Consider the following 26,330-nt stretch of genomic DNA (forward strand, 5'->3'; position numbering starts at 1 on the left):
CGGGCCACGGGCCCGGCGCTTCCTCTAACCGGCGGCAGCGTCGTCGGATCTACTTCCGAACGAACGTGCCGTCCTTCAACTGGTCGAAATACTCCACGCGGACCTCTTTGGCCAGATCGCCGTCCATGCTGAACGTGACGGCCGAGACGGAGCCCGCCATGGCGTTCTCGTTGCGCGGGCGGAAAGTGAACGCATCGCCCGTCCAGTGCTCCAGCGGGAAGGTGCTGGACGTGCCTTCCACCTTCATGACGAGGCCGTCCTTGTCTTCCTCGACAATGAGGTTGCCGAAATAGTCATTGGCGAACGTGCCGGTGTAGGCGGCGTGTTCGCGCGCGGGCTTTGCGTCTTCAGGCGCTTTCTGTCCCGCAAGTTCGCCAAACGGCGCCAGCATCGGCGCGAAGGCGATGGGATACATGGCAAGCCAGTCGCGCTGCATCTCGCCAAACTGCACCAGATCCATGAAGCTCATGGAGATGCCTTCAGCCAGGCCGATGGGCTGCGCATTGGTCAGGACCACGATGCCGATATCGGCGGAAGGGATCATGATGAAATTGGTTGCCGCACCGAGGGCAAAAGCGCCCGAATGGCTGATCATGACACGCCCTGCCGGCGAAACGCCGACACCAAAACCGTAACCGTAAAAGCTGGCGCGTGCGGCGGGTGTCGCGGGCTTGCCGGAAACCACCTGCGGGCTGAGAGCCGGCAGGAGAGCCTCGGCGTCGACAATGCTGCGACCGTCATATTCGCCATTGCCGAGCACCATGCGCAGCCATTTCGCCATGTCGTTCACGCTGGCGCTCACACCGCCCGCCGGCGACTGCGCGTCGGGATCACGCTGGAAAAGCACCTCCCACGCATCGCCCTCGCGCATGTGGCCATGGGCGCGGTTGTCGCGCGCCAGAAAATCCTTCAGCCGGGAGGAGGTGCTCTCCATGCCGAGCGGCTTGTAGATGGCATCGTCGCTGAGCGTTGCCCAGTCCTTGCCGGCCACGCCCGCCACGGCCTCTGCCGCAGCCGTCAGGCCGAAATTCGTATAGGCGTATTGCAGGCGGAACGCGCCGACTTTCAGATGCCGGAGCTGTTCCAGGATGACCTGGCGCGGAAAGCCCAGATCTTCGAGATCATCGCCCGCATGGTCGGGCAGGCCCGAGCGGTGCGCGTAAAGATCGCCAACGGTCAGGAGCGCCGTGCTGTCGGGATTGGAAAGCTTGAACCAGGGCAGGATGTCGGCCATCGGCGTGTTCCAGTCGACCACGCCTTCGCCCACCTGTTGCGCCACCACGGTCGCGCCAACGGATTTGGACAGCGAGGCAAGCTGGAACGCCGTGTCGGTGTCGACGGCTGCTTCCTCGCCTGCCTTGCGCACGCCATAGCCCTTGGCGAACAGGACTTCGTCCTTGCGCACCACGGCAACCGCGAGACCCGGCACGCCGGTCTCCTTCATGGCGTTCTGGATGAGGGCGTCGAGCGCCTCGACTGCCTTCTCGATCTGGCCATCGGGAATGGCGACGCCCGCAGTCTGTGCGGGTGGCGGCAGATCGTTGGCCAGCGCGGCTGCCGGCGCGGCGGTCAGGGCCAGCGCGGTTGCGGCTGCGAGAATGCGGGACGCCATGGCGAAATCTCCAGTGTGAACGGGTTGGGCCGCCAGTTGTGGCGACAAGTCTTTAACGAAATAAAAACGCCGGCTTAGCACCTGCCTCTAGCTGAACAGATGCCGCTCTTTTTCCACCAGCTCGCTGATGAAGGCTGCCGCCACCTGAATGCGGCGGGTGGGGCGCATGGATTCATGGTAGACGGTCCAGTAGCTGCGGCGGATCGGTCCCGCCCAGTCAATCGGCACAAGGTCATCGTGCCTGCGCGCGATGAAAGTGTGCAGAATGCCGATGCCCGCGCCGGCGCGCACCGCTTCCACCTGCCCCATGGCCGATGAAACGGCAAAGTCCGTTCTCCAGTTTTCGGAGACCTCGGCGGCGTAATCCAGTGTCGGGCTGAAAACCAGATCGGGCACATATCCCACCAGCCTGTGGGCGGAGAGATCGGCGGCCTGCTTCGGCAGGTCGTGTGCCTGCGCATAGTCTTTCGAAGCATAGAGACCGAGCGTGTAGTCCACCAGCTTTGCGGCCACCAGCCGGCCTTCCGTCGGGCGGTCCACGGTCACTGCAATGTCGGCCTCGCGGCGCGAAAGCGAGAGCGAACGTGGAACGGGCACGAGCTGCACTGAAAGCCCCGGATGCCGCGCGGTCAGCGCGCCCAGCCGGGGCGCAAGAAAGGCAACGCCAAAACCGTCCGGGGCGCCGATCCGCACGGTGCCGGTCACGTCTTCGCTCTCGCCGGCAATCTCGGCGCGCGCGGCGATCATGTCGGCTTCCATGCGTTCCGCCGTTGCCAGCAACTGCTCGCCCGCCGCCGTCAACTCCGTGCCTGTCGTCAGGCGGTGAAAGAGCTTTGCGCCAATCGCATCCTCCAGCGCCGCCACCCGCCTTGAGACGGTTGCGTGATTGAGGCCGAGCCGCTTGGCCGCGCCCAGTATCTGGCCGGCCCGTGCAACGGCGAGAAACACGCGCACATCGTCCCAGTTCATGCCATTCCTCCCGGTTAGGCGTTTTCTGCACGGTATATCCTATTTCGACTTTAATTTTTGCACAACGGTTGCTGTTTGCATCGCGTTGCCAAACAGCCGTCGAGTGAAGACAATGCCGGCGACTTCATAATCAGGGAGAAGCCTCATGGAGGATTTCGGTCATTTCATCGGCGGCAAGCGCGTCGCCGGCACGAGCGGGCGCAGCCAGGACGTCATGCAGCCTATGGATGGCTCGGTGCGTGGCAAGGTCGCCCTTGCGAGCGCAGCCGAGGTGCGCGCCGCTGTCGAGAATGCGAAGGCGGCACAGCCGGGATGGGCGAACACCAATCCGCAGCGTCGCGTGCGCGTGCTGATGAAGTTCCTCGAGCTGGTCCACCGCGAGTATGACGAGCTGGCAGAACTGCTCGCCCGCGAGCATGGCAAGACCATTCCGGACGCCAAGGGCGATATTCAGCGTGGCCTCGAAGTGGTCGAGGTCTGCATCGGCGCGCCGCACATGATGAAGGGCGAATACACCGAAGGCGCAGGCCCCGGCATCGACGTCTATTCCATGCGTCAGCCGCTTGGAGTCGTCGCCGGCATCACGCCGTTTAACTTCCCGGCCATGATCCCGCTCTGGAAGATTGCTCCGGCCATCGCCTGCGGCAATGCCTTCATCCTGAAGCCGTCCGAGCGCGATCCGGGTGTGCCGATGCGCATTGCGGAGCTCTTCCTTGAGGCCGGTCTGCCCGAAGGCATCCTCAATGTCGTCAATGGCGACAAGGAAGCCGTCGATGCGATCCTCGACGATCCGGACATCAAGGCCGTCGGCTTTGTCGGCTCCACGCCCATCGCCCAGTACATCTATGGCCGCGCCACCGCCAACGGCAAGCGCGCCCAGTGCTTTGGCGGCGCGAAGAACCATCTCATCATCATGCCCGATGCCGACATGGACCAGACGGTCGACGCGCTGATCGGCGCTGGCTATGGTTCCGCCGGTGAGCGCTGCATGGCCGTTTCCGTCGCTGTTCCGGTGGGCCAGGAAACCGCCGACCGCCTGATCGAGAAGCTCATTCCGCGCGTCGAAAGCCTGAAGGTCGGTCCGTCGACAGACGCTGCCGCAGACTTCGGCCCGCTCGTCACCCAGCAGGCGCTGGAGCGCGTGAAGGGCTATGTTGATCTCGGCGTCGAGGAAGGTGCGAAGCTCGTCGTCGACGGCCGCGACTTCAAGATGCAGGGCTATGAAAACGGCTACTATATGGGCGGCTGCCTCTTCGACAATGTCACGAAGGACATGCGCATCTACAAGGAAGAGATCTTCGGTCCCGTCCTCTCCGTGGTGCGCGCCAATACTTATGAAGAAGCGCTCGCACTGCCCAACGATCACGAATACGGCAATGGTGTTTCCATCTTCACCCGCGACGGTGATGCCGCCCGTGACTTCGCCGCGCGCGTCAATGTCGGCATGGTGGGTGTGAATGTCCCCATTCCGGTGCCGATTGCGTATTATACTTTCGGAGGATGGAAGGCCTCTGCATTCGGCGATTTGAACCAGCACGGACCGGATGCATTCCGCTTCTACACGAAGACGAAAACGGTCACCTCGCGTTGGCCCTCTGGCGTCAAAGAAGGCGCAGAATTCGTCATTCCGACGATGAATTAGCCTGTTTTTCGCGTTTATCGCTCAATTTTGAAGACACCCGCATCGGTTCCCGGTGCGGGTGTTTTTGCATTTTGAAACAGACGATTTTATCCGGTCATTTTTGTCTCAAACTTGCAATAATGATGCGCGGTAACGGTGAATGCCGGGACGATCCGCCGATTTTTTCAAAATCGCGCCGTTCAATGCGATGACATTGCATTGGTCCAGTGCTAGCTTCCCGCGTCAAGAAGAGCTGGAAAAACCGGCCTCGGTCTGAAACCGGTCGTGGGAACTTTGACATTGCAATCGAATGTCGTTCCACTACGACTACCTAAGGGGAAACAATAAGAAATGCGCTTTACTGGCGACATTTCAGGGGAGTTGCATATCTCATGGAGTATTTTGTCCAGCAGCTTATTAACGGGCTGACGCTGGGTTCCATCTATGGGCTGATCGCCATTGGCTACACCATGGTCTATGGCATCATCGGAATGATCAATTTCGCACATGGCGACGTCTTCATGATCGGCGCGTTCATCGCTCTGGCGATGTTCCTGATCCTGACGACCGTGTTCGGCTTCGTGTTCCTGCCCGTGGTGTTGCTCATTGTGCTGATCGTGGCGATGATCTTCACATCCGCCTGGGGGTGGACGGTTGAACGTCTTGCCTATCGGCCTCTGCGCGGCTCGTTCCGCCTGGCGCCGTTGATCACGGCAATCGGCATGTCGATCGTGCTGCAGAATTTCGTTCAGATCACGCAGGGCGCGCGCGTCAAGCCGCTTCCGCCGCAGATCCAGGGCGGTATCACGCTGATGGAGGGAGGGGCGAACAGCATTTCCGTGCAGCTCTCCTACATGCAGATCATCATCATTCTGACGACCATTGTGCTGATGGCGGGCTTCACGCTTCTCATCACCCGCACCTCGCTTGGCCGCGCGCAGCGCGCCTGCGAGCAGGACCGCAAGATGGCCGCGCTGCTTGGCATCAATGTCGACCGCACCATTTCGCTGACCTTCGTGATGGGCGCGGCGCTGGCCGCCGTGGCCGGCCTGATGTTCCTTCTCCTCTACGGCGTGATCGATTTCTACATCGGCTTCCTCGCCGGGGTTAAGGCCTTCACCGCAGCCGTTCTGGGCGGCATCGGCTCGCTGCCGGGCGCCATGCTGGGCGGTCTCCTGATCGGCCTCATCGAGGTGTTCTGGTCCGGTTACTTCTCGGTCGAGTACAAGGACGTCGCGGCGTTCTCGATCCTCGCAATCGTGCTGATCTTCCTGCCCTCCGGTCTTCTCGGCCAGCCAGAAGTGGAGAAGGTCTGATGGCGATGAACGGTTCCAACAAGGCGGTCGGCACGCAGCCGGCCGACCCGAATTCCTTCGCGGCCTCGGTCAAGGATGCGGCCACCGCCGGCTTCCTGGTCGCGGTGCTCGGGTTCTTCTTCATCGGCGTGCGCACCGACATCGCGCCCGGTGGTCTTGATCTCAAGATGCGCTGGGGCGCGTGGATCGTCTCGATCCTTGTCGTCTTCGCCGGTCGGCTTCTGCTCAATCTGTTCGTCTTCAAGACCAACAGCCCGATCACGCAGAAATTCGCTTCCAGCATGCCCGGCAATGGCCGCTTCGCCGGCGCCGGCAAATGGATGATGCGGGCGCTTTTCGCTTTCGCGCTGATCCTGCCCTTCTTCTTCATCACCTTCTTCCCCAACAAGGACCGTCAGTTCATCGATCTGGCGATCCTGATCATGACCTACATCATGCTCGGCTGGGGGCTGAACATCGTGGTGGGACTGGCGGGTCTGCTCGACCTCGGCTATGTCGCGTTCTATGCGGTTGGCGCATATTCCTTCGCGCTGCTCGCACAGTATCTCGACATCGGCTTCTGGTTCGCGCTGCCGCTCGCCGGCATTCTCGCCGCCTGCTGGGGCATCGTGCTCGGTTTCCCCGTGCTCAGGCTCCGGGGCGACTATCTGGCCATCGTCACGCTGGCCTTCGGTGAGATCATCCGCGTGGTGCTGTTGAACTGGTACGAGTTCACCAATGGACCGGATGGCATTTCGGGCATTCCGAAACCCACCTTCTTCGGTCTGGAACTGAAGCGGGGCGAGGGCGGCTTTGCCGACTTCTTCGGCATCGCCTACGATCCGATCCAGCGCTTCATCTTCCTCTACTACATCATCTTCGTTCTCGCGCTGATCACCAATTTCGTGACCATGCGTCTGCGCAGGCTGCCCATCGGGCGCGCCTGGGAGGCGCTGCGTGAAGATGAAATCGCCTGCCGTTCGCTGGGCATCAACACCCGCAACACGAAGCTGACAGCTTTCTCCATCGGCGCCATGTTCGGTGGCTTCGCCGGGTCCTTCTTCGCAACGCGACAGGGCTTCATTTCGCCGGAGAGCTTCACCTTCCTGGAATCGGCGATCATCCTCGCCATCGTGGTTCTGGGCGGCCTCGGCTCGCAGATCGGCGTTGTCATCGCCTCCATCGTCATGATTGGCGGCATCGAACTACTGCGCAATCTCGGGTTCCTCCAGCAGATCTTCGGTTCGGGTTTCGACCCGGTTCAGTATCGTATGCTGATCTTCGGTCTCGCCATGGTTCTCATCATGGTGTGGAAGCCGCGTGGTCTCATATCGACCCGCGAACCGTCCGTGGCTCTGAAGGAAAAGAAACGCATTGGCGCCGATATGGTGGCTCAGGGTGAGGGACACTGATGGACGCGGCGACGAACATGAACAACAACGCTCAGGCGACGCCCAACTGGGACAAGGACCCGGTGCTCAGCGTCGAACATCTAACCATGCGCTTCGGCGGCCTCGTGGCCGTCGGAGACCTCTCCTTCAATGTCGGCCGGGGTGACATCACTGCCCTGATCGGCCCGAACGGAGCGGGCAAGACCACGGTCTTCAACTGCGTGACCGGCTTCTACAAGCCGACGGAAGGGCGCATCGTCATGCGTCACGGTCCGGGTCGCCAGCAGGAAGACGTGGATGCGTTGACCGATAGCGGCCAGCGCTGGAAGACCACCGGCAACGGCGCGGTCTACCTTCTGGAGCGCATGCCCGATCACGAGATCTCGCACAAGGCCAAGGTGGCGCGCACCTTCCAGAACATCCGCCTGTTCGGCGGCATGACCGTTCTGGAAAACCTGCTCGTTGCCCAGCACAATCCGCTGATGGTTGCGTCCGGTTTCTCGATCGGCGGCATTCTGGGGCTGCCCGGCTACAAGCACGCGCAGCAGGAGGCCATCGACAAGGCGGTCTACTGGCTGGAGCACACGAACCTCGTGGATCGCGCAGACGATCCGGCGGCTGATCTTCCCTATGGCGCGCAGCGCCGACTGGAAATCGCCCGCGCCATGTGCACGAGGCCGCAGCTTCTGTGTCTCGATGAGCCGGCAGCCGGCCTCAACCCGCGTGAATCGGCAGAACTCAACGAACTGCTGAAATACATTCGCGACGAGCACAAAGTGTCGGTTCTCCTGATCGAGCATGACATGGGCGTGGTGATGGAAATCTCCGACCATGTCATCGTGCTGGATTACGGTGTGAAGATCTCCGATGGCCCGGCCGAGTTCGTGAAGAACGATCCGAAGGTCATTGCCGCCTATCTGGGCGTCGATGACGAGGACGAGATCGACATGCCGGAGGTGCGTGAGGATATCGCCAGGGTCTCGAAGGACGAGCAGGCGGGCGATGCAGCCGCGCCCGCAGCCAAAAAGAAGGCGGCGGCGAAGAAGGCGAGCTCAAAGGCTGGATCGACAAAGAAAGCCTCTGCCGCAGGCGCTTCCGGCGCAAAGGCGGCCACGGCCAAGTCTTCACCCAAGGCTTCCGCTGCGGCCAAGCCTGCGGCAGCGAAAAGCAAGGCTGCGAAGCCGGCTCCTGCTGCCAGTGAGGTGAAGATCGCCAATGCCGGAGACTACCCCGGCAGCCAGCCGCACGGCCTCAGGAAGGCGCGCGAGGGCGGGGCCAACAACCTCACCCGCGTGAAGGGCATCGGACCGGCCAGCGAGAAGAAGCTGAACGCGCTCGGGGTCTGGCACTTCGACCAGATCGCGGCGTGGAAGAAAGCCGAGGTGCAGTGGGTCGGTTCCTATCTTGCCTTCCCCGGTCGCATCGAACGGGAGGAGTGGGTCAAGCAGGCCAGGGTTCTCGCCAAGGGTGGCGAAACCGAATTCTCCAAACGCGTTGACAAGGGCGCTGTGCCCTCCAGCGTGCCCGGCAAGCGCGGCGCCAAACCGGCCAGCAAGAAGACCACCGGCAAGGGAGGCAAGGCATGAGCGAGCAGAAGAACCCCTTGCTCTCGGTGCGTGGCGTCGAGACCTATTACGGCAACATCGTCGCGCTGCGTGGCGTCGACATGGATGTGCATCGCGGCGAGATCGTCACGATGATCGGAGCCAATGGCGCCGGCAAGTCGACGCTGATGATGACCATCTGCGGCGACCCGCGCGCCCGCAACGGCCAGATCGTCTATGATGGCGTCGACATCACCCAGATGCCGACGCACGAGATCGTCAGCCTCGGCATCGCGCAATCGCCGGAAGGGCGTCGGATCTTTCCGCGCATGACGGTGATGGAAAACCTGCAGATGGGGGCCGCACTCGTCGATCCCGAATTCTTCGACGAGGATCTCGCCAAGGTATTCAAGCTGTTTCCGCGTTTGAAGGAGCGTATCAGCCAGCGTGGCGGCACGCTCTCTGGTGGTGAGCAGCAGATGCTTGCCATTGCCCGCGCGCTGATGAGCCGGCCGAAGCTTCTGCTGCTGGACGAGCCGTCGCTTGGCCTTGCGCCGTTGATCGTGAAGCAGATCTTCGACGCCATTCGCGAGCTGAACGAAAAGGAAGGGCTTACGGTCTTCCTGGTCGAGCAGAACGCGTTCCACGCGCTGAAGCTCGCCCATCGCGGCTATGTCATGGTCAACGGCAATGTGACCATGAGCGGCACGGGCGCAGAACTTCTCAAGAAGGAAGAAGTCCGCGCTGCTTATCTGGAAGGCGGGAGGCACTGATGGAACACGCAAACGGACTGATCTGGGAAGTCTCTTTCTGGGAGTTCTTCTTTGTCACGGTTCTTCTGGCAGGGAGCGCCGCCTATCTGACGGGACGCGCCATGGCGCGAACCTGGCAGGCCGATGCGCATCTGGCGTTTTACATCGTGCTTCTGACGGCAGCCACGCGCTTCATCCATTTCGCTCTGTTCAGCGGCACGCTTCTGTCGCTGCACTATTACATCGTCGATCTGATCGTTCTGCTGATCATCGCCTTCGTCGGCAAGCGCATCACCCGCGCTGGCCAGATGGCGACACAGTATAGTTTTCAGTATCGGCGTAGTGGACCGCTCGGCTGGGAACGCTCCGGCTGACGGATTCATGGTTAAGCGGCATGAAGCCTTTATTTCTCTTTGGAATTGGGTTTTCATGCCGTTTAAGCGGGCACAATGGTCCGCATAGGCAAAACCGGGAAGCCAAACACCATTTCCGGAAAGCCAAGGGAACTTCTGGTGTTTTAAAGGGAGAAGTCATGAAAAAGGCACTTATGGCTGGCGCTGCACTCAGCCTGATGATGACGGGTTCCGCATGGGCGGACATCACCATCGCCGTTGCAGGCCCGATGACGGGCCAGTACGCCTCCTTCGGTGAGCAGATGAAGGCTGGCGCTGAGCAGGCCGTGGCCGACATCAATGAGGCCGGTGGCGTCAATGGCGAAATGCTGAAGCTGGAAGTGGGCGATGACGCCTGCGATCCCAAGCAGGCTGTCGCGGTCGCCAACCAGTTCGCCGGTTCCGGCGTATCCTTCGTGGCCGGCCACTTCTGCTCGGGTTCCTCGATCCCGGCTTCGTCGGTCTATGCCGAGGAAGGCATCATTCAGATTTCGCCGGCCTCCACCAACCCGGCCTTCACCGACAACCGTCCGGGTCCGGGCGTCTACCGCGTTTGCGGCCGCGATGACCAGCAGGGCGATGTTGCCGGCAAGTTCCTCGTAGAGAACTTCGGCGACAAGAAGGTGGCCTTCGTTCACGACAAGACCGCTTACGGCAAGGGTCTCGCAGACGCCACCATGGCGGCCTATGAGGCTGCAGGCGGCAAGCCGGCTCTGTACGAAGCCTACACCGCCGGTGAAAAGGACTACACGGCGCTCGTCTCCAAGCTGAAGCAGGAAGGCGTTGGCGTTCTCTATGTGGGCGGCTACCACACCGAAGCCGGCCTCATGGCCCGCCAGATGCGCGAGCAGGGCATGGACACCGTTCTCGTTTCCGGTGACGCGCTCGTCACCGACGAGTACTGGGCCATCACCGGCGATGCCGGCGAGGGCACGCTGATGACCTTCTCGCCCGATCCGCGCAAGAACGAGATCGCCAAGCCGGTCGTTGACAAGCTGCTTGCCGCCGGCAAGACGGCTGAAGGCTACGCGCTCTACACCTATGCCGCGATCCAGGCATGGAAGGCAGCCGTAGAGGCAGCCGGTTCCACCGATTACGATCCGGTTGTGGCCGCACTCAACGAAGGCGACTTCGCCACCGTTCTGGGTGACCTGTCCTTCGACGACAAGGGCGATGTCACGCTGCCGGGTTACGTCTTCTACGAGTGGAAGGGCGGCAAGTACGATTACCTCGAGCAGTAAGCTTCTGGCTTGACGAGAGGTTTGAGCGGTCCGGCAGCAATGCCGGGCCGTTTTTCGTTTCAGGGGTGATGAGACAAGCCCGCAGCTGGCCAGGATCAGACGTGCCATATGGTGTTTTCGCACCTGCACAGCTCTCCCAACGTCAAGAAAGTTTGCACTGCAGCATTGTCCACGCTAATCATACCGCGTCTTTTTGGCGCGGGAGGGGAGGCTCGCGTCAGGCAATCCCGCACTCCCTCTCCCCACCCTGGAGCCGTTGCCAGTGCAGATTAAGAAGATCCTCGTCGCAAACCGTTCTGAAATCGCCATCCGCGTCTTTCGCGCAGCCAATGAACTCGACATCCGAACGGTGGCCATCTGGGCCGAAGAGGACAAATATTCACTGCACCGGTTCAAGGCGGATGAATCCTATCAGGTCGGGCGCGGCCCGCATCTGGAGCGTGATCTCGGCCCCATCGAGAGCTATCTTTCCATAGATGAGGTGATCCGCGTCGCCAAACTGTCCGGCGCGGACGCCATCCACCCGGGCTACGGCCTTCTGTCGGAAAGTCCCGAATTCGCCGATGCCTGTGCGGAAAACGGCATCACTTTCATCGGCCCGAAGCCCGAGACCATGCGCCGCCTGGGTAACAAGGTTGCCGCGCGCAATCTGGCCATCGAGGTCGGCGTGCCGGTTGTGCCGGCCACCGAGCCCCTGCCGGATGACATGGCCAAAGTTGCCGAGATGGCTGAAGAGGTCGGCTTCCCGGTCATGCTCAAGGCATCCTGGGGCGGTGGCGGGCGTGGCATGCGCGTCATCCGCAGCCGCGACGATCTCGAAAACGAGGTCACCGAGGCAAAGCGCGAGGCCCGCGCCGCGTTCGGCAAGGACGAGGTCTATCTCGAAAAGCTGGTCGAGCGCGCCCGCCATGTGGAAGTGCAGGTTCTGGGCGACACCCACGGCAACGCCGTGCACCTGTTTGAGCGTGACTGCTCCATTCAGCGCCGCAACCAGAAGGTCGTCGAGCGCGCTCCCGCTCCCTATCTGAACGATGAGAAGCGCGCCGAGCTGTGCGGTTACGCGCTGAAGATCGCCGAGGCGACCGACTATATCGGCGCAGGCACCGTCGAGTTCCTCATGGATGCCGACACCGGCGCGTTCTACTTCATTGAGGTCAATCCGCGCATTCAGGTCGAGCACACGGTCACCGAGGAGGTGACTGGCGTCGATATCGTCAAGGCGCAGATCCACATCCTCGAAGGCAAGAAGATCGGCGACAAGGCGTCGGGTGTGCCGGCACAGGCTGATATCCGCCTCAATGGCGACGCCCTGCAGTGCCGCATCACCACCGAAGACCCGGAGCAGAACTTCATCCCCGATTACGGCCGCATCACCGCCTATCGCGGCGCGACCGGCTTCGGCATCCGGCTCGATGGCGGCACCGCTTATTCGGGCGCGGTCATCACCCGGTTCTACGATCCGCTTCTTGAAAAGGTCACTGCCTGGGCCCCGACGCCGGAAGAAGCGATTGCGCGCATGGACCGCGCGTTACGTGAGTTCCGCATCCGTGGCGTGGCCACGAACCTCACCTTCCTTGAAGCGATCATCAGCCACCCGAAATTCCGCGACGCTTCCTACACGACCCGCTTCATCGACGAGACGCCCGAGCTCTTCACCCAGATGAAGCGGCAGGACCGCGCGACAAAGCTCCTGAACTATCTGGCCGATGTCACCGTCAACGGTCACCCCGAGGCGCGGGGCCGCGCATTGCCCAATGCCGAGGCTGCGGCGCCCAGCGTCCCCTATGTCGACCAGCCCGTGCCGGACGGCTCCAGGCAGGCATTCGACCGGCTGGGGCCGGATGGCTTTGCAAAGTGGATGCGCGAACAGGAGCGGGTGCTTGTCACCGACACCACCATGCGCGATGCGCACCAGTCGCTGCTCGCCACACGCATGCGCACCTTCGACATGGCGCGGATCGCAGGCGTCTATGCGCGTGCGCTGCCCGAGCTTCTGTCGCTGGAGTGCTGGGGCGGGGCGACTTTCGATGTCTCCATGCGCTTCCTGACGGAAGACCCGTGGGAGCGTCTGTCGCGCATTCGCGAGGGCGCGCCGAACCTGCTCTTACAGATGCTCCTGCGCGGGGCCAATGGCGTTGGCTACACCAACTATCCCGACAATGTGGTGCAGCATTTCGTCAAACAGGCGGCGGAAGGCGGCATCGATCTCTTCCGCGTGTTCGACTGCCTCAACTGGGTCGAAAACATGCGCGTGGCGATGGATGCCGTGCGTTCCGAAGGCAAGCTGTGTGAGGCCACGATCTGCTATACGGGCGATCTGCTGGATCCCGACCGCGCCAAGTATGACCTCAAATATTATGTGGGTCTTGCAGGCGAGCTTGAGGCTGCCGGCGCGAACATCATCGCCATCAAGGACATGGCCGGCCTCCTGAAGCCGGGCGCGGCGCGCGTTCTGTTCAAGGCGCTGCGCGAGGCGACGGATCTGCCGCTGCACTTCCACACGCATGACACGTCGGGCATTTCCGCCGCCACCGTCCTTGCCGCGGTGGAAAGCGGCGTCGATGCCGTCGATGCGGCCATGGACGCCTTGTCCGGCAACACCTCGCAGCCCTGCCTTGGCTCCATCGTCGAGGCGCTCAAGGGCGACGCCCGCGACACCGGGCTCGACCGCGAATGGGTGCGCCGCATCTCCTTCTACTGGGAGGCCGTGCGTAACCAGTACGCCGCCTTCGAGAGCGATCTCAAGGGGCCGGCTTCCGAGGTCTATCTGCACGAAATGCCGGGTGGCCAGTTCACCAATCTGAAGGAGCAGGCCCGCTCACTCGGCCTTGAGACCCGCTGGCACGAAGTCGCCCGCGCCTATCACGACGTCAACATGATGTTCGGTGACATCGTGAAGGTGACGCCATCTTCCAAGGTGGTGGGCGACATGGCGCTGATGATGGTTTCGCAGGATCTGACGGTCGCTGATGTCCAGAGCCCGGACAAGGATATCGCCTTCCCGGATTCGGTCGTCTCCATGCTGCATGGCGATCTCGGTCAGCCGCCGGCGGGCTGGCCCCGGGCGTTGCAGAAAAAGGTGCTGAAGAACAGCGAGCCGATCACCGTTCGTCCGGGCTCTCTGCTGGAACCGGCCGATCTGGAGCAGGATCGCAGGGCGCTCGAAGAGAAGCTCGGCCGCGAGGTCAGCGAGTTCGAATTCTCTTCCTGGCTCATGTATCCCAAGGTCTTCACGGACTTTGCGGCGGCCGCAGAGGATTACGGCCCGGTAAGCGTCCTGCCCACGCCGGTCTATTTCTACGGCATGCAGCCGGAGGACGAGATCTTCGTCGATATAGAGCGCGGCAAAACGCTGGTCATCCGCTGTCTTGCGGTGGGCGACGTGGACGAGAAGGGCATGGTCACAGTGTTCTTCGAACTCAACGGCCAGCCACGCCGCGTCAAGGTGCCGGACCGTGCGCATGGCGCATCCGCTGCCGCCGCCCGGCGCAAGGCCGAGGCCGGAAACGAGGCGCATATGGGCGCTCCCATGCCGGGTGTGGTTTCCACGCTGGCGGTCAGCCCCGGCCAGACCGTGAAGTCCGGCGATGTGATCCTGTCCATCGAGGCCATGAAGATGGAGACGGCCCTGCACGCCGAACGCGATGGCACGATTGCCGAAGTTCTGGTCAAGGCGGGCGACCAGATCGACGCGAAGGATCTTCTCGTCGTGTTTGGCGATGGCGACTGAGCCAATGGATTGCCCGGGTCTCAGGATTGATGGGCCTGAGGATTGACGGGCTCTCTTAAACCGATTTAACTGCGGCGCGGTCAGGGCATTCATTCCTGTCGCGCCGTTTCCTTTTGGAGCCCGTTATGTCTTTCCAGAATGCGTCCCTCGGGCGCTGGGCCGTGGCGGCCTGTTTCTTCGTCAATGGGTTCATGGTCGGTAGCTGGGCGCCGCAGATCCCCGTTGTCGCCTCCCGCTTCGAGCTGAGTGAAACGGCGCTTGGCCTTTTGATCCTCGTTTTCGGCTGTGGCGCGGTGTCGGTCATGCCCCTGTGCGGCTATCTGATCGGCCGCCTTGGCTCGCGCCGGGTGCTGCGCGTTGCCGCCGTCGTCTGCGCGCTTTCCTTTGCGGGCCTCGTGGCTGCCACGCAGATCTGGCAGATGGTGGCGGCCCTTTTGTTCTTTGGCGCGTTTCTGGGGGCGATGGACATCTCCATGAACGCCAATGCCGTGGCGGTGGAGCGCTCGCTCGGCCGCGCGGTCATGTCGTCTTCGCATGGGTTCTGGAGCCTTGGCGGCTTCGTCGGCGCAGGCCTCGGCGGCGTGCTTCTGGAGCGCTATGGCTACATGGCGCATGCGGGCATGGTCGTGGCGTTTGCCTTCGTGATCGCGCTCGCCATGCTGCCGTTTCTGATCGTCGAGGCGCGTCCGGTGGCAGGCCAGGCCGGTGGCGCGCGGGCAGGCTTCCCGCGCAACCCGATGGTCTATGTGACGGGCCTGGTGGCGCTCACCTGCATGCTGCCGGAAGGCGCGGTGCTCGACTGGGCGGCCCTCTATCTGCGGCAGGAAATGGGCGCAGGCATTGCCGAGGCAAGCCTCGCCTTCACGGCTTTTTCGGGAACCATGGCGGTGATGCGCTTTGCCGGCGACCGGCTGCGCAACCGTTTCGGTGCAGTGCGCACGCTGCGTTATTCGGGCATCGTGGCGACCATCGGCATGCTGGGGGCGGGGCTTGCGCCCACGCCGTCTCTCGCCATCATCGCCTTCGCGCTGAGCGGCATGGGCATCGCCAACATGGTGCCGATTGTCTTTTCCGCCGCCGGCAATCAGCCGGGGCTTTCGCCCGGCGCGGGGATGAGCGTGGCCACCACGATCGGCTATTCGGGAATGCTGGTTGCGCCATCGCTTGTCGGCTTCATCGCCGAGCGCACCGGTTTTGCGCCCATCTTCCTCGCCTTTTCGGTTCTGCTGGCCCTTGTCCTTTCCATGGCGGGGCTCGTTCGCTCGGCAGACACCATCGCGGCGCACACCTGAAAATCCTGACCCTAGATACTGCCCATCAACATCAGGATGAGCACGATCACGAGGAGAAGGCCGAGTATGCCGGATGGGCCATAACCCCAGCCGCGTGAATAGGGCCAGGCCGGGATGGCCCCCAGCAGGATCAGAATCAGGATGACAATGAGGATTGTCCCAAGCGACATGATGTTCTCCTCGCATTCTTGAAAACCGTGCAATTCAACGCATTTGGCGCGTGCTGGTTCCCTGAAAATGCAAACGGGCTGCCATGCGGTTCAGTGCATGGCGGCCCGTCTGTCTGTCTGCCCTGGATGCTGCCTATTCGGCGGCTTTCGTAAATGTCTCTCCGGGCATATCGGTGTTTGCGGGGTCGTGTTCCTCGTTCTTCCGGCGGCGGAAGAGACGTGCAAAGAGGCCCCGGCGCTGATGGCCTGCAGGCAGCGTTTCGCGCGTGAACACCATCAGCGCCGAGGGCGTGACGATCAGCGTGAGCGCCGTTGCAAAGGTCAGGCCGAAGACAATCGCGCTCGACAGCGAGACCCACCACTGCGTCGAGGGCGCGCCGATGGTCACCTCCTGATGAAACAGCTCAAGCCCAAGCCCGAAGGCGATGGGCAGAACGCCCAGAACGGCGGAGATGGCTGTCAGCATCACCGGGCGCGCACGCTCGCGGCAGGTCTGCAGAATGGCTTCCTGCTTCTTCCAGCCCTCGCGCCGCAACCGGTCATAGGTGTCGATCAGAACGATGTTGTTGTTCACCACGACGCCGGCCAGCGCGATGACGCCGATGCCCGACATGACGATGCCGAATGGCTGCCCGGTGATGAGCAGGCCAAGGAACACGCCGATGGTCGCCATCACCACGGTCATCAGCACCAGGAAAACACTGGTGAACTTGTTGAACTGGGCAAGCAGCACCACGAAGATCAGGAAGATCGCCGCGCCGAACGCCTTCATGAGGAAGGCGCTTGCCTCTTCGCTTTCTTCGTTCGAACCGGCAAGCTTCCAGCGGCTCTCGCCCAGATCCATGTCGCTCAGGGCGTTGATCACCTCCGCCTGCACGGCAGCGACCTGATAGCCGCTCGCCACATTGGCGCTGATCACGATGGTGCGCTGGCCGTCGATGCGGTTGAGCGTGCCGGTGGCGCGCTCCGGCTCGCGGGTCACGAAGTTGGAAATCGGCACCGGCCCCTGCGCCGTCTGCACGCGCAGCTGGTCGAGTGTCGAAAGCGTGCGCCGGTCTTCCGGCAGGCGCAGGCGAATGTCGACCGCGTCATCGACGCCGGCAGGGCGGTATTCCGAGAGCTTCAGACCATTGGTCACGAGCTGCACGACCGTGCCCACCGAGACGGGGCTGATGCCATATTGCGCGGCCTTCGCCCGGTCCACCTTGATCGCCCAGTCGATGCCGGGCGGGGGCAGGCCGTCGGAAATGTCGATCACACCCGGCACCTTTGCGATGGCCTGCGCGATTTCCGCAGCCTGATCGTTCAGGGGCGCCGGATCGGCAGCCGAAAGGCGGATCTGGATCGGCTGTCCGGTGGGCGGACCGGCATCGGGCACGCGAACCTCGATCTCGACGCCCGGCGTGCCGGCAAGCTCCTTGCGCAGATCGTCGAGAATCTCGCTTGCCGGTGCACGCTCGCGCCAGTCGATGAACTCGTACTGGATGACGCTGATGACATCCTCGTCGATATCCTGCCCGCCACCCTGTGTCTTGCCGACGCGCGTGTAGACGGATTCGATGCCCGGCCAGTTGAGCAGTTTTTCTTCAGCCGGCCTTGTCAGGCGGTCCATTTCTTCAAGCGAAATGTTGCCCCGCGCGTGGACATACATCAGGCCGTATTCGGGTTCGACGGAGGGGAAGAATTCAATGCCCGCACCGTATTCGCCATAGAAGTGAATGATGCCGCCGAGCAGCGCGATGGTCAGAAGCAGAACGGTTTTCGGGAACCGCACCGCCTGCTTGACGAGACCCATATACCAGCCGTCCGGCTTCTCCTCTTCCTCGACATGCGCCTTGGCGAAGAGCGCGCCGAGCGTGGGCGTGAAGATCAGCGCATAGATCATCGAAGCGCTCAGCGTCACGATCAGCGTGATCGGCAGATATTTCATGAACTCGCCGACAATGCCCGGCCAGAACAGAAGCGGCGAGAAGGCGGCGATGCGGGTCATGGTGGCGGCGATCACCGGGCCGGCCATGCGCTTGGCGGCCAGCTCGAAGGCCTGCGCCTTGTCCATGCCTTCCGACATGCGCCGCTCTGCGAATTCGGTCACGATGATGGCGTCGTCCACCAGCATGCCCACGGCCAGAATGAGGCTGAACAGCACCACCATGTTGACGGTGAAACCGCCCAGAGAAAGCGCGTAGATGCCCATCAGGAAGGACGCGGGAACGGCGAGGCCGATCAGCAGCGAGGCCCGCCCCGACAGCGTGTAGAGAACGACGATGAAGACCAGGATCACGGCGATCAGCACGTGGTTCTGCAGGTCTTTCAGCATGTCGCGGATCATCACCGATTTGTCCTGGCTGTAAGACACGGTGATGTTGGCGTCGCTGCCTTCCTGGAACGTCGTGGCGATGGCCTTCACAGCGTCCACGGTCTCCACAAGATTTGCGCCGACGCGCTTCTTGACCTCAATGGCGATGGCGTTCTGGCCATTGAGACGGGTGATGGTGCTCGCATCCTTGAAGGTGGAGCGAATGTCCGCCAGATCGCGTGCGCGCACCACCGCGTCGGGGCTCGAGACGATGGGCAGATTGGCCACGTCTTCCACCGTTTCGATCAGCGAAGGCACTTTCACGGCGTAGCGCCCGGCCTGACCTTCCAGCGAGCCGGCGGCAACAAGGCTGTTGGACGCGCCGACACCGGCGATCATCTGGTCGAGCTGAAGATTGTAGGAAGAGAGCTTCATCGGATCGATGAGCACTTCCACCAGCTCGTCGCGCGAGCCCTGCAGCGTGCCTTCCAGAACGCCTGGAATTTCCTCGATCTGGTCACGCAGTTCGCGGGCGGCCGTAGAAAGAACCCGCTCCGGCACATTGCCGGCCAGCGTCACGACGAGGATCGGGAATTCCGAAATGTTGACCTCGTGGACGGATGGTTCGTCAGCGCCCTGCGGCAGCTCGCGCCGCGCATCGGCAACCTTGGCCCGCACGTCCTCGATGGCGTTGGAGAAGTCGTAGCCCGCCTGAAACTCGACCAGCACGAAGCCGCCGCTCTGGAAGGCGGAGGAGCGCATCTCCTTCACGCCTTCAAGGCTTTTCAGCCGCGTTTCGATGGGGCGCAGCAGCAGGCGCTCGGAATCCTCCGGCGAAATGCCCTGATAGCCGAGGCTGACATAGATGATCGGGATCGGAACGTCAGGCTCGGCTTCCTTCGGGATGCTGACATAGGCAAGCGCGCCGGCGATCACGAAGAAAAGCAGGATCGATAAGGTCAGCCTGGCGTTTTGTATTGCAATGCGGACGATGTCCATCGGGCAGTCCTGTCTTGTCCCGTCGGAGCGCAGCCATCAATCTGCGGCGTGGGTGCACCCGGTCTTGTTGTTCCTGCAGTCTCGGGCGGAGATTGCCTCCGCCAACGGGGCTGCCCTAACGGCCGGTCATCTCGGAAGCGAGGACGTCCGCCCATTGCTCGATAAGCTTCTTGTCCGCCGGCTCGGGCTTCACGACATCGCCTTCCGTCACCAGATCCTGTCCGGACACGATGATGTTGGCGTCGGCGGGAATGCCGGCGAGGAAGAGCGCGCGCGGCGTGTCGTCCAGCAGGTCGATGGGATAGAAGATGACCTTGCTGTCCCCATCGACAGCGCGCACGCCCAGCTCCCCGTGCCGGTTCAGCGTCACCACCGAACGCGGCAGCGCAACAGCCTGCACCGGCTCGGCGTGAATGCTGATCTCGGCCGTCATGCCGGCGGGAATTTTCCTGTCGGGGTTCGGGATCGCCACTTCCACGCGGAAGGTGCGGGTCTGCTGCGATGCCTCGCGGCTGACAAAACGAACCGTTCCCTTGACCGTGGAGCCGTTGACCAGCCGCACATCGGCTGCATCGCCCACGTCCACCGAACCCAGATTGTTTTCGCTCACCTCGCCGACCGCGATCACCGGATCGAGCTTGATCAGCGTTGCAATCTCCTGCCCCTGCTGAACCGATGCGCCGAGCTCCACATCGACCCTGTCGATGATGCCGGCAAAGGGGGCGCTTACGGTGATGCGGGCAAGGTCGGCTTCTGCCGCTTCAAGCTGTGAGCGCGCCGTGGCCAGAGCAGAGCGTGCGCCATCAAGCTGAAGGCGGGCCAGATTGCCGGATTTGGCGAGCCGGTCTGCGGCTTCGGCTTCAGCCTCGCGCTGCGCCAGAACCTGGCGCGCTGACTCAACCGCCGATTCCTTGCCCTCGGTCTCAAGCCGCAGGATCAGGTCGCCGGTGGAAAGCAGGTCACCCTTGGAAACCGGCAGTTCGGCAACAATGCCGCTCGCCCTCAGGGCAAGCTCGGAACGCTTGTCCGCCGCAGTCCGTCCCGAAATGCGGATGGTGCGCGAATGATCGACCTGCGGTGCGGACGCAACGATCACGACCTGGGCTTCCGCCGGTTTGTTTTCGGGCCTCTCGGCAACCGTCTGTGCTTCTTCGCTTGCGCTGCCGACCGACGAGAATTTGCCTGTGGCGACCCATGCTGTCGTCGCGACCAGAACGGCAATCGCGGCAATCTTATGCAACCTGAACTTCGGCATGTTGTTTTCCGATGCGGTAAGCCGGCCCGTCGATGAAGGACTGGCGCGATAGTGAGACGATCCGCGCAGAGGTCAATTCACAAAGGCAGTTCCTTGCGGCAAAAGCACGCTCCTATATCGCACGCACGGGCTTTACAAAAGCCAAACGGCTATTGCTCCTGACATCAACGAACGTCGGTCTGGAGCCGAAAAGCACGCGCGCACGACAGCTCTGGCGAGCTGGGTGCGCACCAATTGGGACATGTTGACAAAATTCGTAATTATGTCAACAGTGAAAGAAAAATGAGAGAGCGCAGGCAATGAATCTGATCGCCGGATGCACGGAAGACCCCAAGCGAGAGCGCATCCTCAATGGCGCCATGAAGGTCTTTCTCGCCTATGGTTTCGCGCGGACGACCATGGATGACATCGCCCGTTCGGCAGAGGTTTCGCGCCCGGCGCTTTATCTTCTCTTCCGCAACAAGGCGGATATCTTCCGGGCCATCGGCGTCTGCATTCTCGAGCAGTCGCTTGAGGGCGCGCGTGCGGGGCTGAAGGAAGAGGGCACTTTCGGCGAGCGGATCATGGCGTCGCTCGAGCGCGCCCTTTTCGGCCTGATCGAGATGGTCGACCAGTCGGCGCACGGTCAGGAAATTCTGGATATCGAGAACAAGCTTGCCGCAGACATCATCGCCGAATGGCGTGAAAGGCTGAGTGGCATTGTCGAGGCTGCGGTGGCCGAGGAGGCGGAGCGCTCCAAAGCGGATCTGGAGGCGCTTGGCCTTTCTGCGCGCGGGCTGGCCGACATCCTGCTCGATGGCCTTGACGGCATGCGGGTGCGCGGCATCTGCGGCAAGCCGGCGATTGACGGTGCGCGCCGGCTTGTACGGGTGATGGAGATTTCCCTTCTGGCAGCGCGCCCGGAAGCGCGCATCTGACGAAAGAATTCGGGTTACTGCGCCGTCCAGCCGCCATCCATGGGCAGGGCGGAGCCGGTCATCTGGCTTGCATTGTCGGATGCAAGAAACACCACGAACGCGCCCAGCTCCTCAACGGTGACGAACTCACGTGTCGGCTGTTTGGCGAGCATCACTTCGCGCACCACCGTATCGCGGTCCATGCCGTGCACCTTCATCTGATCGGGGATCTGCGCCTCGACGAGCGGTGTCAGCACATAGCCCGGACAGATGGCGTTACAGGTGATGCCCGTCTCGGCCAGTTCAAGCGCAACCGTCTTGGTCAGGCCGACAACGCCGTGCTTGGCGGCCACATAGGCCGACTTGAACGGTGAGGCGCGCAGGCCGTGCGCCGAGGCGATGTTGACGATGCGGCCCTTGCCGGCGGCTTTCATGTGCGGCGTTGCGGCGGCAATGGTGTGAAAGGATGACGAAAGATTGATCGCCAGAATGGCGTTCCATTTCTCAATCGGGAAATCCTCGACCGGCGCCACGTGCTGAATGCCGGCATTGTTGACCAGCACATCAATGCGGCCGAAACGCTCTACCGCCCGTTCCACGAGCGCGCGGCAGGCTTCAGGCTTCGACATGTCAGCGCTGATATAGACGGCCTCGACACCGTGTTTGGCGGCCAGTTTCCCGGCAGCCGCATGGTCTTCCGGCGTGTCGGAAAAAGAGTTGAGCACGATGTTGCAGCCGTCTGCGGCAAGAGCCTCGGCCACGCCCAGCCCGATACCGGAAGTGGAGCCCGTAATGACGGCTGTCCGGTTCTTTTGGTTCGATGCGCTGTTCATGGAGGTGGCCCTTTGTATCGCAAGACGTTATGTTGCGACGCAGCAAAGCGATGGGCGCCGGTGCTGTCAAGCAGGCTGATCGCTGCAAATGGGCGTTCGCGCCATTGACATTCCGGCCGCTGTCGGCCACCTCAAGCGCGACACGGCTGAAAACGGGACAGTTCCCCCATGACCGGAACATTCACGGCCAGCAAATCTATGAGCGGCTATTTTTCTTCGCCCTTTCCGCGGCGTGATGCGGTTGGCGTTGCTGTGGGCAATGTGATCGTCGGTGGTGATGCGCCGGTGGTCGTGCAGTCCATGACCAACACGGACACTGCCGACGTGGATCGCACGGTCGCGCAGGTGGCCGCGCTTCATCGCGCAGGCTCCGAAATGGTGCGCATAACGGTTGACCGCGACGAGGCGGCCGCCGCCGTTCCGCGCATCCGCGAGCGGCTTGAGCGCGTCGGCATTTTCGTGCCGATCGTCGGTGACTTCCATTACATCGGCCACAAGCTTCTTGCCGATCACCCGTCCTGCGCGGAAGCGCTTGCGAAATATCGCATCAATCCGGGCAATGTCGGCTTCAAGGACAAGAAGGACCGGCAGTTCGCCGCCATCATCGAAATGGCGATCAAATACGACAAGCCGGTGCGCATCGGCGTCAACTGGGGCTCGCTCGATCAGGAGTTGCTCACGCGCCTGATGGATGAGAACCAGGAGCGCGGTGCGCCGATGACGGCGCAGGAGGTGACGCGCGAGGCCATCGTGCAGTCGGCGCTGCTTTCCGCCGAGCTGGCGGAAGAGATCGGGCTTGGCCGCGACCGCATCATCCTGTCGGCAAAGGTCAGCCAGGTGCAGGACCTGATCGCCGTCTACACGGAGCTGGCCCGCCGTTCCAACCATGCGCTGCATCTCGGCCTCACCGAGGCGGGCATGGGCACCAAGGGCATCGTCGCCTCGTCTGCCGCCATGGGCATTCTGCTTCAGCAGGGCATTGGCGACACGATCCGCATTTCGCTCACGCCGGAGCCCGGCGGCGACCGCACCCGCGAGGTGCAGGTGGCGCAGGAGCTTCTGCAGACCATGGGCTTCCGCCAGTTTCTGCCGGTGGTTGCCGCATGTCCCGGCTGCGGCCGCACCACGTCGACCGTGTTCCAGGAGCTCGCCCAGAAGATCGAGGGCGATCTGCGCAAGAACATGCCGGTCTGGCGCAAGAAATATCCGGGCGTGGAAGCGCTCAAGGTTGCGGTCATGGGCTGCATCGTCAACGGGCCGGGCGAATCCAAACATGCCGATATCGGCATTTCGCTGCCGGGAACCGGTGAAACGCCGGCTGCCCCCGTCTTCATCGACGGCAAGAAGGCTGCAACGCTGCGCGGCGAAGCCATCGCCGAGGAATTCGAGCAGATGGTCGGGGCCTATATCGAGCAGCGTTTCGGCGCGCGCAACGACGCCGAATAACCCCATCAAAGAACATCTTGAGGGCGCACGCCGTACCGGGTGCGCCCTTTGCTTTTCGGCCTGCCCTCAGGCCGTTGCAGCCAGCTTCTGCTCGCAACTGCGCCAGTGGGTGATCTTGTCCGCCAGTTTCTGCGGGGAGATCGGTTTGGGCAGATAATCGTCCATGCCGGCTTCGAGGCACTTCTCCCGGTCGCCCTTGAGCGCATGTGCCGTGATGCCGATGATCGGCGTACGGTCGCCGGTGATGGCTTCCAGCTCGCGGATCGCGGCCGTGGCTTCGTAGCCGTTCATCTCGGGCATGGAGACATCCATCAGAATGATGGAAGGCTTCAGCGCGCGGTGCATCTCGGCGGCCGTCTTGCCATTGCCGGCAATCCGGTACTTTAGGCCGAGCCCGTCCAGAACCTGGCTGAACACCAGCTGGTTGACCTCATTGTCCTCCGCCACCAGCACATCCAGCGCGCCATTCGCGCTGCGTGAGCTTGAGAGCCCGCGTTCGATGGGCGAGGAGGCGTGGATCTGGATCGGCTTGGCCGGAACCCTGACTTCCGGTTCGGGTGCAGCCGGTTCCGCCGGGCTCGCCTTTGCCGCACGGCTGCGTTGCATCACCGAGACGAGCGTTTCCAGCAGCATGGAGGAGCGGGTGGGTTTGTTCAGATGCGCGGCGATCCCGCACTCATTCACCAGCCGCGCCGTATCGTTCTGGTCGACGGATGTCAGAAGCACCAGCGGAATGTCCGCAAGCGCCGGGTCCGCCTTGATCATCTTGGCGACATCCGCGCCGTTCATGTCGGGCATCTGGTAATCGAGGATCACGCAGTCGACGCGGGCGTCGAGCTTGGCGGAATGCTGCAGGAAGGCGAGCCCCACCGCGCCGCTCTCGGCTGCGGCGCACTCAAAGTCCCAGCTCTTCAGCTGTTCCTGCAGGATCTCGCGGTTGATCGGGTTGTCGTCGATGACAAAGACGCGCGCACCCGAAACGTCCACCGGCGCGGTCGCCTGCGGGGCTTCCGTGCGGTCGACGGTCAGTGGTACGACGAAGGAGAACACCGAGCCCTTGCCCACTTCGCTGGTGGCCGTCATCGCGCCGCCCATCAGTTCGACAAGCCGCGTGGCGATGGCCAGACCGAGGCCTGTTCCCTCATGGCGACGGGTGGAGGAGGTGTCCACCTGCGCGAATTTCTCAAAAACCGCATCGAGCTTGTCCTGCGGAATGCCGATGCCGGTGTCCTCGACGCGCACGGACACTTTCGTGATGTCGCCCTCGATGCGCCCGGAAACGTCGATCAGAACATGGCCGCGCTCGGTGAACTTCACCGCATTGCCGACGAGATTGGTCACGACCTGCCGGAAACGCCCCGCATCACCCATGAAGGAGCTCGGCAGCTCCGGGTCCACGCGCACGATCAGTTCCAGATCCTTCTCCGATACCTGCGAGGACACGAGCGCCGCCACGTCTTCGATGGCTTCGCCCAGCCGGAAGGACGACTCATCGAGCTGGAGCTGGCCGGCGTCGATCTTGGAGAAGTCGAGAATGTCATTGATGATGGTCAGCAGCGCCGTGCCCGACTTGACGATCACGTCGACGAACATGCTCTGCCGCTTGTCCAGTTCGGTGCGCGCGAGCAGTTCGGCCATGCCCATAACGCCATTCATCGGCGTGCGGATTTCATGGCTCATATTGGCCAGGAATTCAGACTTGGTGCGGTCTGCGGACTGCGCTTTGATCTTCTCCGCCGCCAGCGAGATATTGGCGCTGTGCAGCTCCTGATGCGCACGCGAAATGCGATACATCATCGGCACGAAGATGCGCATCGCCAGAAGAAGGCTCGCTGCGATCATCGCGATGGCGACGCCGATCAGGCCCAGCTGCAGCGTCCCGTGGCTTTCGATCATCTGCGCGTTGAGCATGTCGGAGATGCGTTTCAGTTCCGGGCGCACCTGTGTGTTGGCGAGCGCCTGCAGCTCCCTGAACACGCGCTGGGCGGTGGCGTTCTGATAGTCGTTGAAGACTTCCAGCCGGTTTGCCTGCGAGATGACATCGCGGATCTGTGTGCGCAGCGCCTTGTCGCCATCTTCGCCAAGCCAGATGCGCCTGACGGTTTCCGGCACCGCGTGGCCGGTAATGTCGGTGGCGAGCGATCCGCTCTGCAGCACCGGCGCCACTGTTGTTCCGCCGACCTGCCGATAGGTCAGGCGCTGGCTCTCCATCGTAGTCACTTCGCCGCTGATGGCGAAGTCCAGCGCCTCATAGGCGTCGCTGAGCTGATCGAGCGCGTATTCCAGTTCGTCATGGGTGAGGTCCGCCTGGGCGCTGTTCTGCGGGCGAAGCTCTGCCTGTTCGAGGCGCAGCGCATTGTGGATCACGTCATTGGTCACATCGGCCATGTGGCTGATGAATGCACTGAAACGCACCTGGTTCTTCGTGGCCTGCGTTTGCCATAGCAGGATCCCCGTTCCGGCCATGACTGCCATCACAAACCCCACCAGCACGACAATGAGGCGCGCACGCATATACTGCTGTGTAGCTACTGTAGGCATTACTCTTCCCAAGACGTCCCCCAATTCCCGTAAGAATTGAGCATCTGGATTAATG

18 protein-coding genes are annotated in these 26,330 nt (G+C 62.4%); 11 read left to right on the forward strand and 7 right to left on the reverse strand.

Annotated features, from left to right (window positions below):
• Positions 1 to 49: 49 nt before the first annotated feature.
• Together ACRTG1_RS18335 and ACRTG1_RS18340 are read right to left on the reverse strand one after the other, a co-directional pair.
• On the reverse strand, positions 50 to 1,612 hold the full coding sequence (locus ACRTG1_RS18335; RefSeq protein ID WP_432516797.1) for a serine hydrolase: 1,563 nt from the start codon (positions 1,610 to 1,612) through the stop codon (positions 50 to 52).
• Between the two features lie 87 nt (positions 1,613 to 1,699).
• Positions 1,700 to 2,581: a LysR family transcriptional regulator gene (locus ACRTG1_RS18340; RefSeq protein WP_113153313.1), complete on the reverse strand. Its 882-nt coding sequence runs from the start codon at positions 2,579 to 2,581 to the stop codon at positions 1,700 to 1,702.
• A gap of 145 nt (positions 2,582 to 2,726) precedes the next feature.
• Here ACRTG1_RS18340 and ACRTG1_RS18345 point away from each other — a divergent pair, with 145 nt between their 5' ends.
• From ACRTG1_RS18345 to ACRTG1_RS18385, 9 genes are all read left to right on the forward strand, one after another.
• Positions 2,727 to 4,223 carry a CoA-acylating methylmalonate-semialdehyde dehydrogenase gene (locus ACRTG1_RS18345; RefSeq protein WP_113153312.1) on the forward strand — a complete coding sequence of 499 codons (1,497 nt, stop codon included), beginning with the start codon at positions 2,727 to 2,729 and terminating at the stop codon, positions 4,221 to 4,223.
• A 371-nt stretch (positions 4,224 to 4,594) separates the two neighbouring features.
• Positions 4,595 to 5,518, forward strand: coding sequence for an ABC transporter permease subunit (locus tag ACRTG1_RS18350; protein WP_113153311.1), 924 nt, complete (start codon positions 4,595 to 4,597; stop codon positions 5,516 to 5,518).
• Complete coding sequence (gene livM, locus ACRTG1_RS18355; RefSeq protein ID WP_113153310.1) at positions 5,518 to 6,909, forward strand: high-affinity branched-chain amino acid ABC transporter permease LivM; 1,392 nt, start codon at positions 5,518 to 5,520, stop codon at positions 6,907 to 6,909. Before ACRTG1_RS18350 ends, livM begins: the two co-directional genes overlap by 1 nt.
• Positions 6,909 to 8,474, forward strand: a complete 1,566-nt coding sequence (locus tag ACRTG1_RS18360; protein WP_432516798.1) for an ATP-binding cassette domain-containing protein — start codon at positions 6,909 to 6,911, stop codon at positions 8,472 to 8,474. Before livM ends, ACRTG1_RS18360 begins: the two co-directional genes overlap by 1 nt.
• Positions 8,471 to 9,205 (forward strand): ABC transporter ATP-binding protein, encoded by a 735-nt coding sequence (locus tag ACRTG1_RS18365; protein WP_113153308.1) that lies wholly within the window; start codon positions 8,471 to 8,473, stop codon positions 9,203 to 9,205. Before ACRTG1_RS18360 ends, ACRTG1_RS18365 begins: the two co-directional genes overlap by 4 nt.
• Positions 9,205 to 9,558, forward strand: coding sequence for a DUF6867 family protein (locus ACRTG1_RS18370; RefSeq protein ID WP_206546094.1), 354 nt, complete (start codon positions 9,205 to 9,207; stop codon positions 9,556 to 9,558). The genes ACRTG1_RS18365 and ACRTG1_RS18370 overlap by 1 nt, the downstream gene beginning before the upstream one ends.
• A gap of 158 nt (positions 9,559 to 9,716) precedes the next feature.
• Positions 9,717 to 10,817: a branched-chain amino acid ABC transporter substrate-binding protein gene (locus ACRTG1_RS18375; RefSeq protein WP_113153306.1), complete on the forward strand. Its 1,101-nt coding sequence runs from the start codon at positions 9,717 to 9,719 to the stop codon at positions 10,815 to 10,817.
• 262 nt (positions 10,818 to 11,079) lie between these two features.
• Complete coding sequence (gene pyc / locus ACRTG1_RS18380) at positions 11,080 to 14,547, forward strand: pyruvate carboxylase (RefSeq protein WP_432516799.1); 3,468 nt, start codon at positions 11,080 to 11,082, stop codon at positions 14,545 to 14,547.
• A 125-nt stretch (positions 14,548 to 14,672) separates the two neighbouring features.
• On the forward strand, positions 14,673 to 15,839 hold the full coding sequence (locus ACRTG1_RS18385; protein WP_206548422.1) for an MFS transporter: 1,167 nt from the start codon (positions 14,673 to 14,675) through the stop codon (positions 15,837 to 15,839).
• A gap of 11 nt (positions 15,840 to 15,850) precedes the next feature.
• Here ACRTG1_RS18385 and ACRTG1_RS18390 read toward each other — a convergent pair whose 3' ends face one another.
• The 3 genes from ACRTG1_RS18390 to ACRTG1_RS18400 form a co-directional block, all read right to left on the reverse strand.
• The gene (locus ACRTG1_RS18390) at positions 15,851 to 16,009 is read right to left on the reverse strand and encodes a DUF3309 family protein (protein WP_206553936.1); all 159 of its coding nucleotides are present in this window, start codon (positions 16,007 to 16,009) and stop codon (positions 15,851 to 15,853) included.
• 133 nt (positions 16,010 to 16,142) lie between these two features.
• The gene (locus ACRTG1_RS18395; RefSeq protein WP_206546098.1) at positions 16,143 to 19,304 is read right to left on the reverse strand and encodes an efflux RND transporter permease subunit; all 3,162 of its coding nucleotides are present in this window, start codon (positions 19,302 to 19,304) and stop codon (positions 16,143 to 16,145) included.
• Between the two features lie 115 nt (positions 19,305 to 19,419).
• Entirely contained in the window at positions 19,420 to 20,559 is a 1,140-nt protein-coding gene (locus ACRTG1_RS18400) for an efflux RND transporter periplasmic adaptor subunit (protein ID WP_206546099.1), read from the reverse strand.
• Between the two features lie 299 nt (positions 20,560 to 20,858).
• Here ACRTG1_RS18400 and ACRTG1_RS18405 point away from each other — a divergent pair, with 299 nt between their 5' ends.
• Positions 20,859 to 21,476 carry a TetR/AcrR family transcriptional regulator gene (locus tag ACRTG1_RS18405; protein ID WP_113153300.1) on the forward strand — a complete coding sequence of 206 codons (618 nt, stop codon included), beginning with the start codon at positions 20,859 to 20,861 and terminating at the stop codon, positions 21,474 to 21,476.
• 14 nt (positions 21,477 to 21,490) lie between these two features.
• On the opposite strand, the gene ACRTG1_RS18410 is transcribed toward ACRTG1_RS18405, so the two are convergent.
• On the reverse strand, positions 21,491 to 22,288 hold the full coding sequence (locus tag ACRTG1_RS18410) for a 3-hydroxybutyrate dehydrogenase (RefSeq protein ID WP_317089308.1): 798 nt from the start codon (positions 22,286 to 22,288) through the stop codon (positions 21,491 to 21,493).
• 198 nt (positions 22,289 to 22,486) lie between these two features.
• Between ACRTG1_RS18410 and ispG the strand changes: the two genes are divergently transcribed.
• Positions 22,487 to 23,734, forward strand: a complete 1,248-nt coding sequence (gene ispG, locus ACRTG1_RS18415) for a flavodoxin-dependent (E)-4-hydroxy-3-methylbut-2-enyl-diphosphate synthase (RefSeq protein ID WP_206546234.1) — start codon at positions 22,487 to 22,489, stop codon at positions 23,732 to 23,734.
• Between the two features lie 66 nt (positions 23,735 to 23,800).
• Here ispG and ACRTG1_RS18420 read toward each other — a convergent pair whose 3' ends face one another.
• Positions 23,801 to 26,275 (reverse strand): response regulator, encoded by a 2,475-nt coding sequence (locus tag ACRTG1_RS18420; protein WP_432516800.1) that lies wholly within the window; start codon positions 26,273 to 26,275, stop codon positions 23,801 to 23,803.
• Between the last annotated feature and the right edge of the window lie 55 nt (positions 26,276 to 26,330).

Origin of the sequence: Nitratireductor sp. PBL-C9, assembly GCF_050877045.1 — a bacterium.
Lineage (GTDB): Bacteria > Pseudomonadota > Alphaproteobacteria > Rhizobiales > Rhizobiaceae > Nitratireductor > Nitratireductor aquimarinus.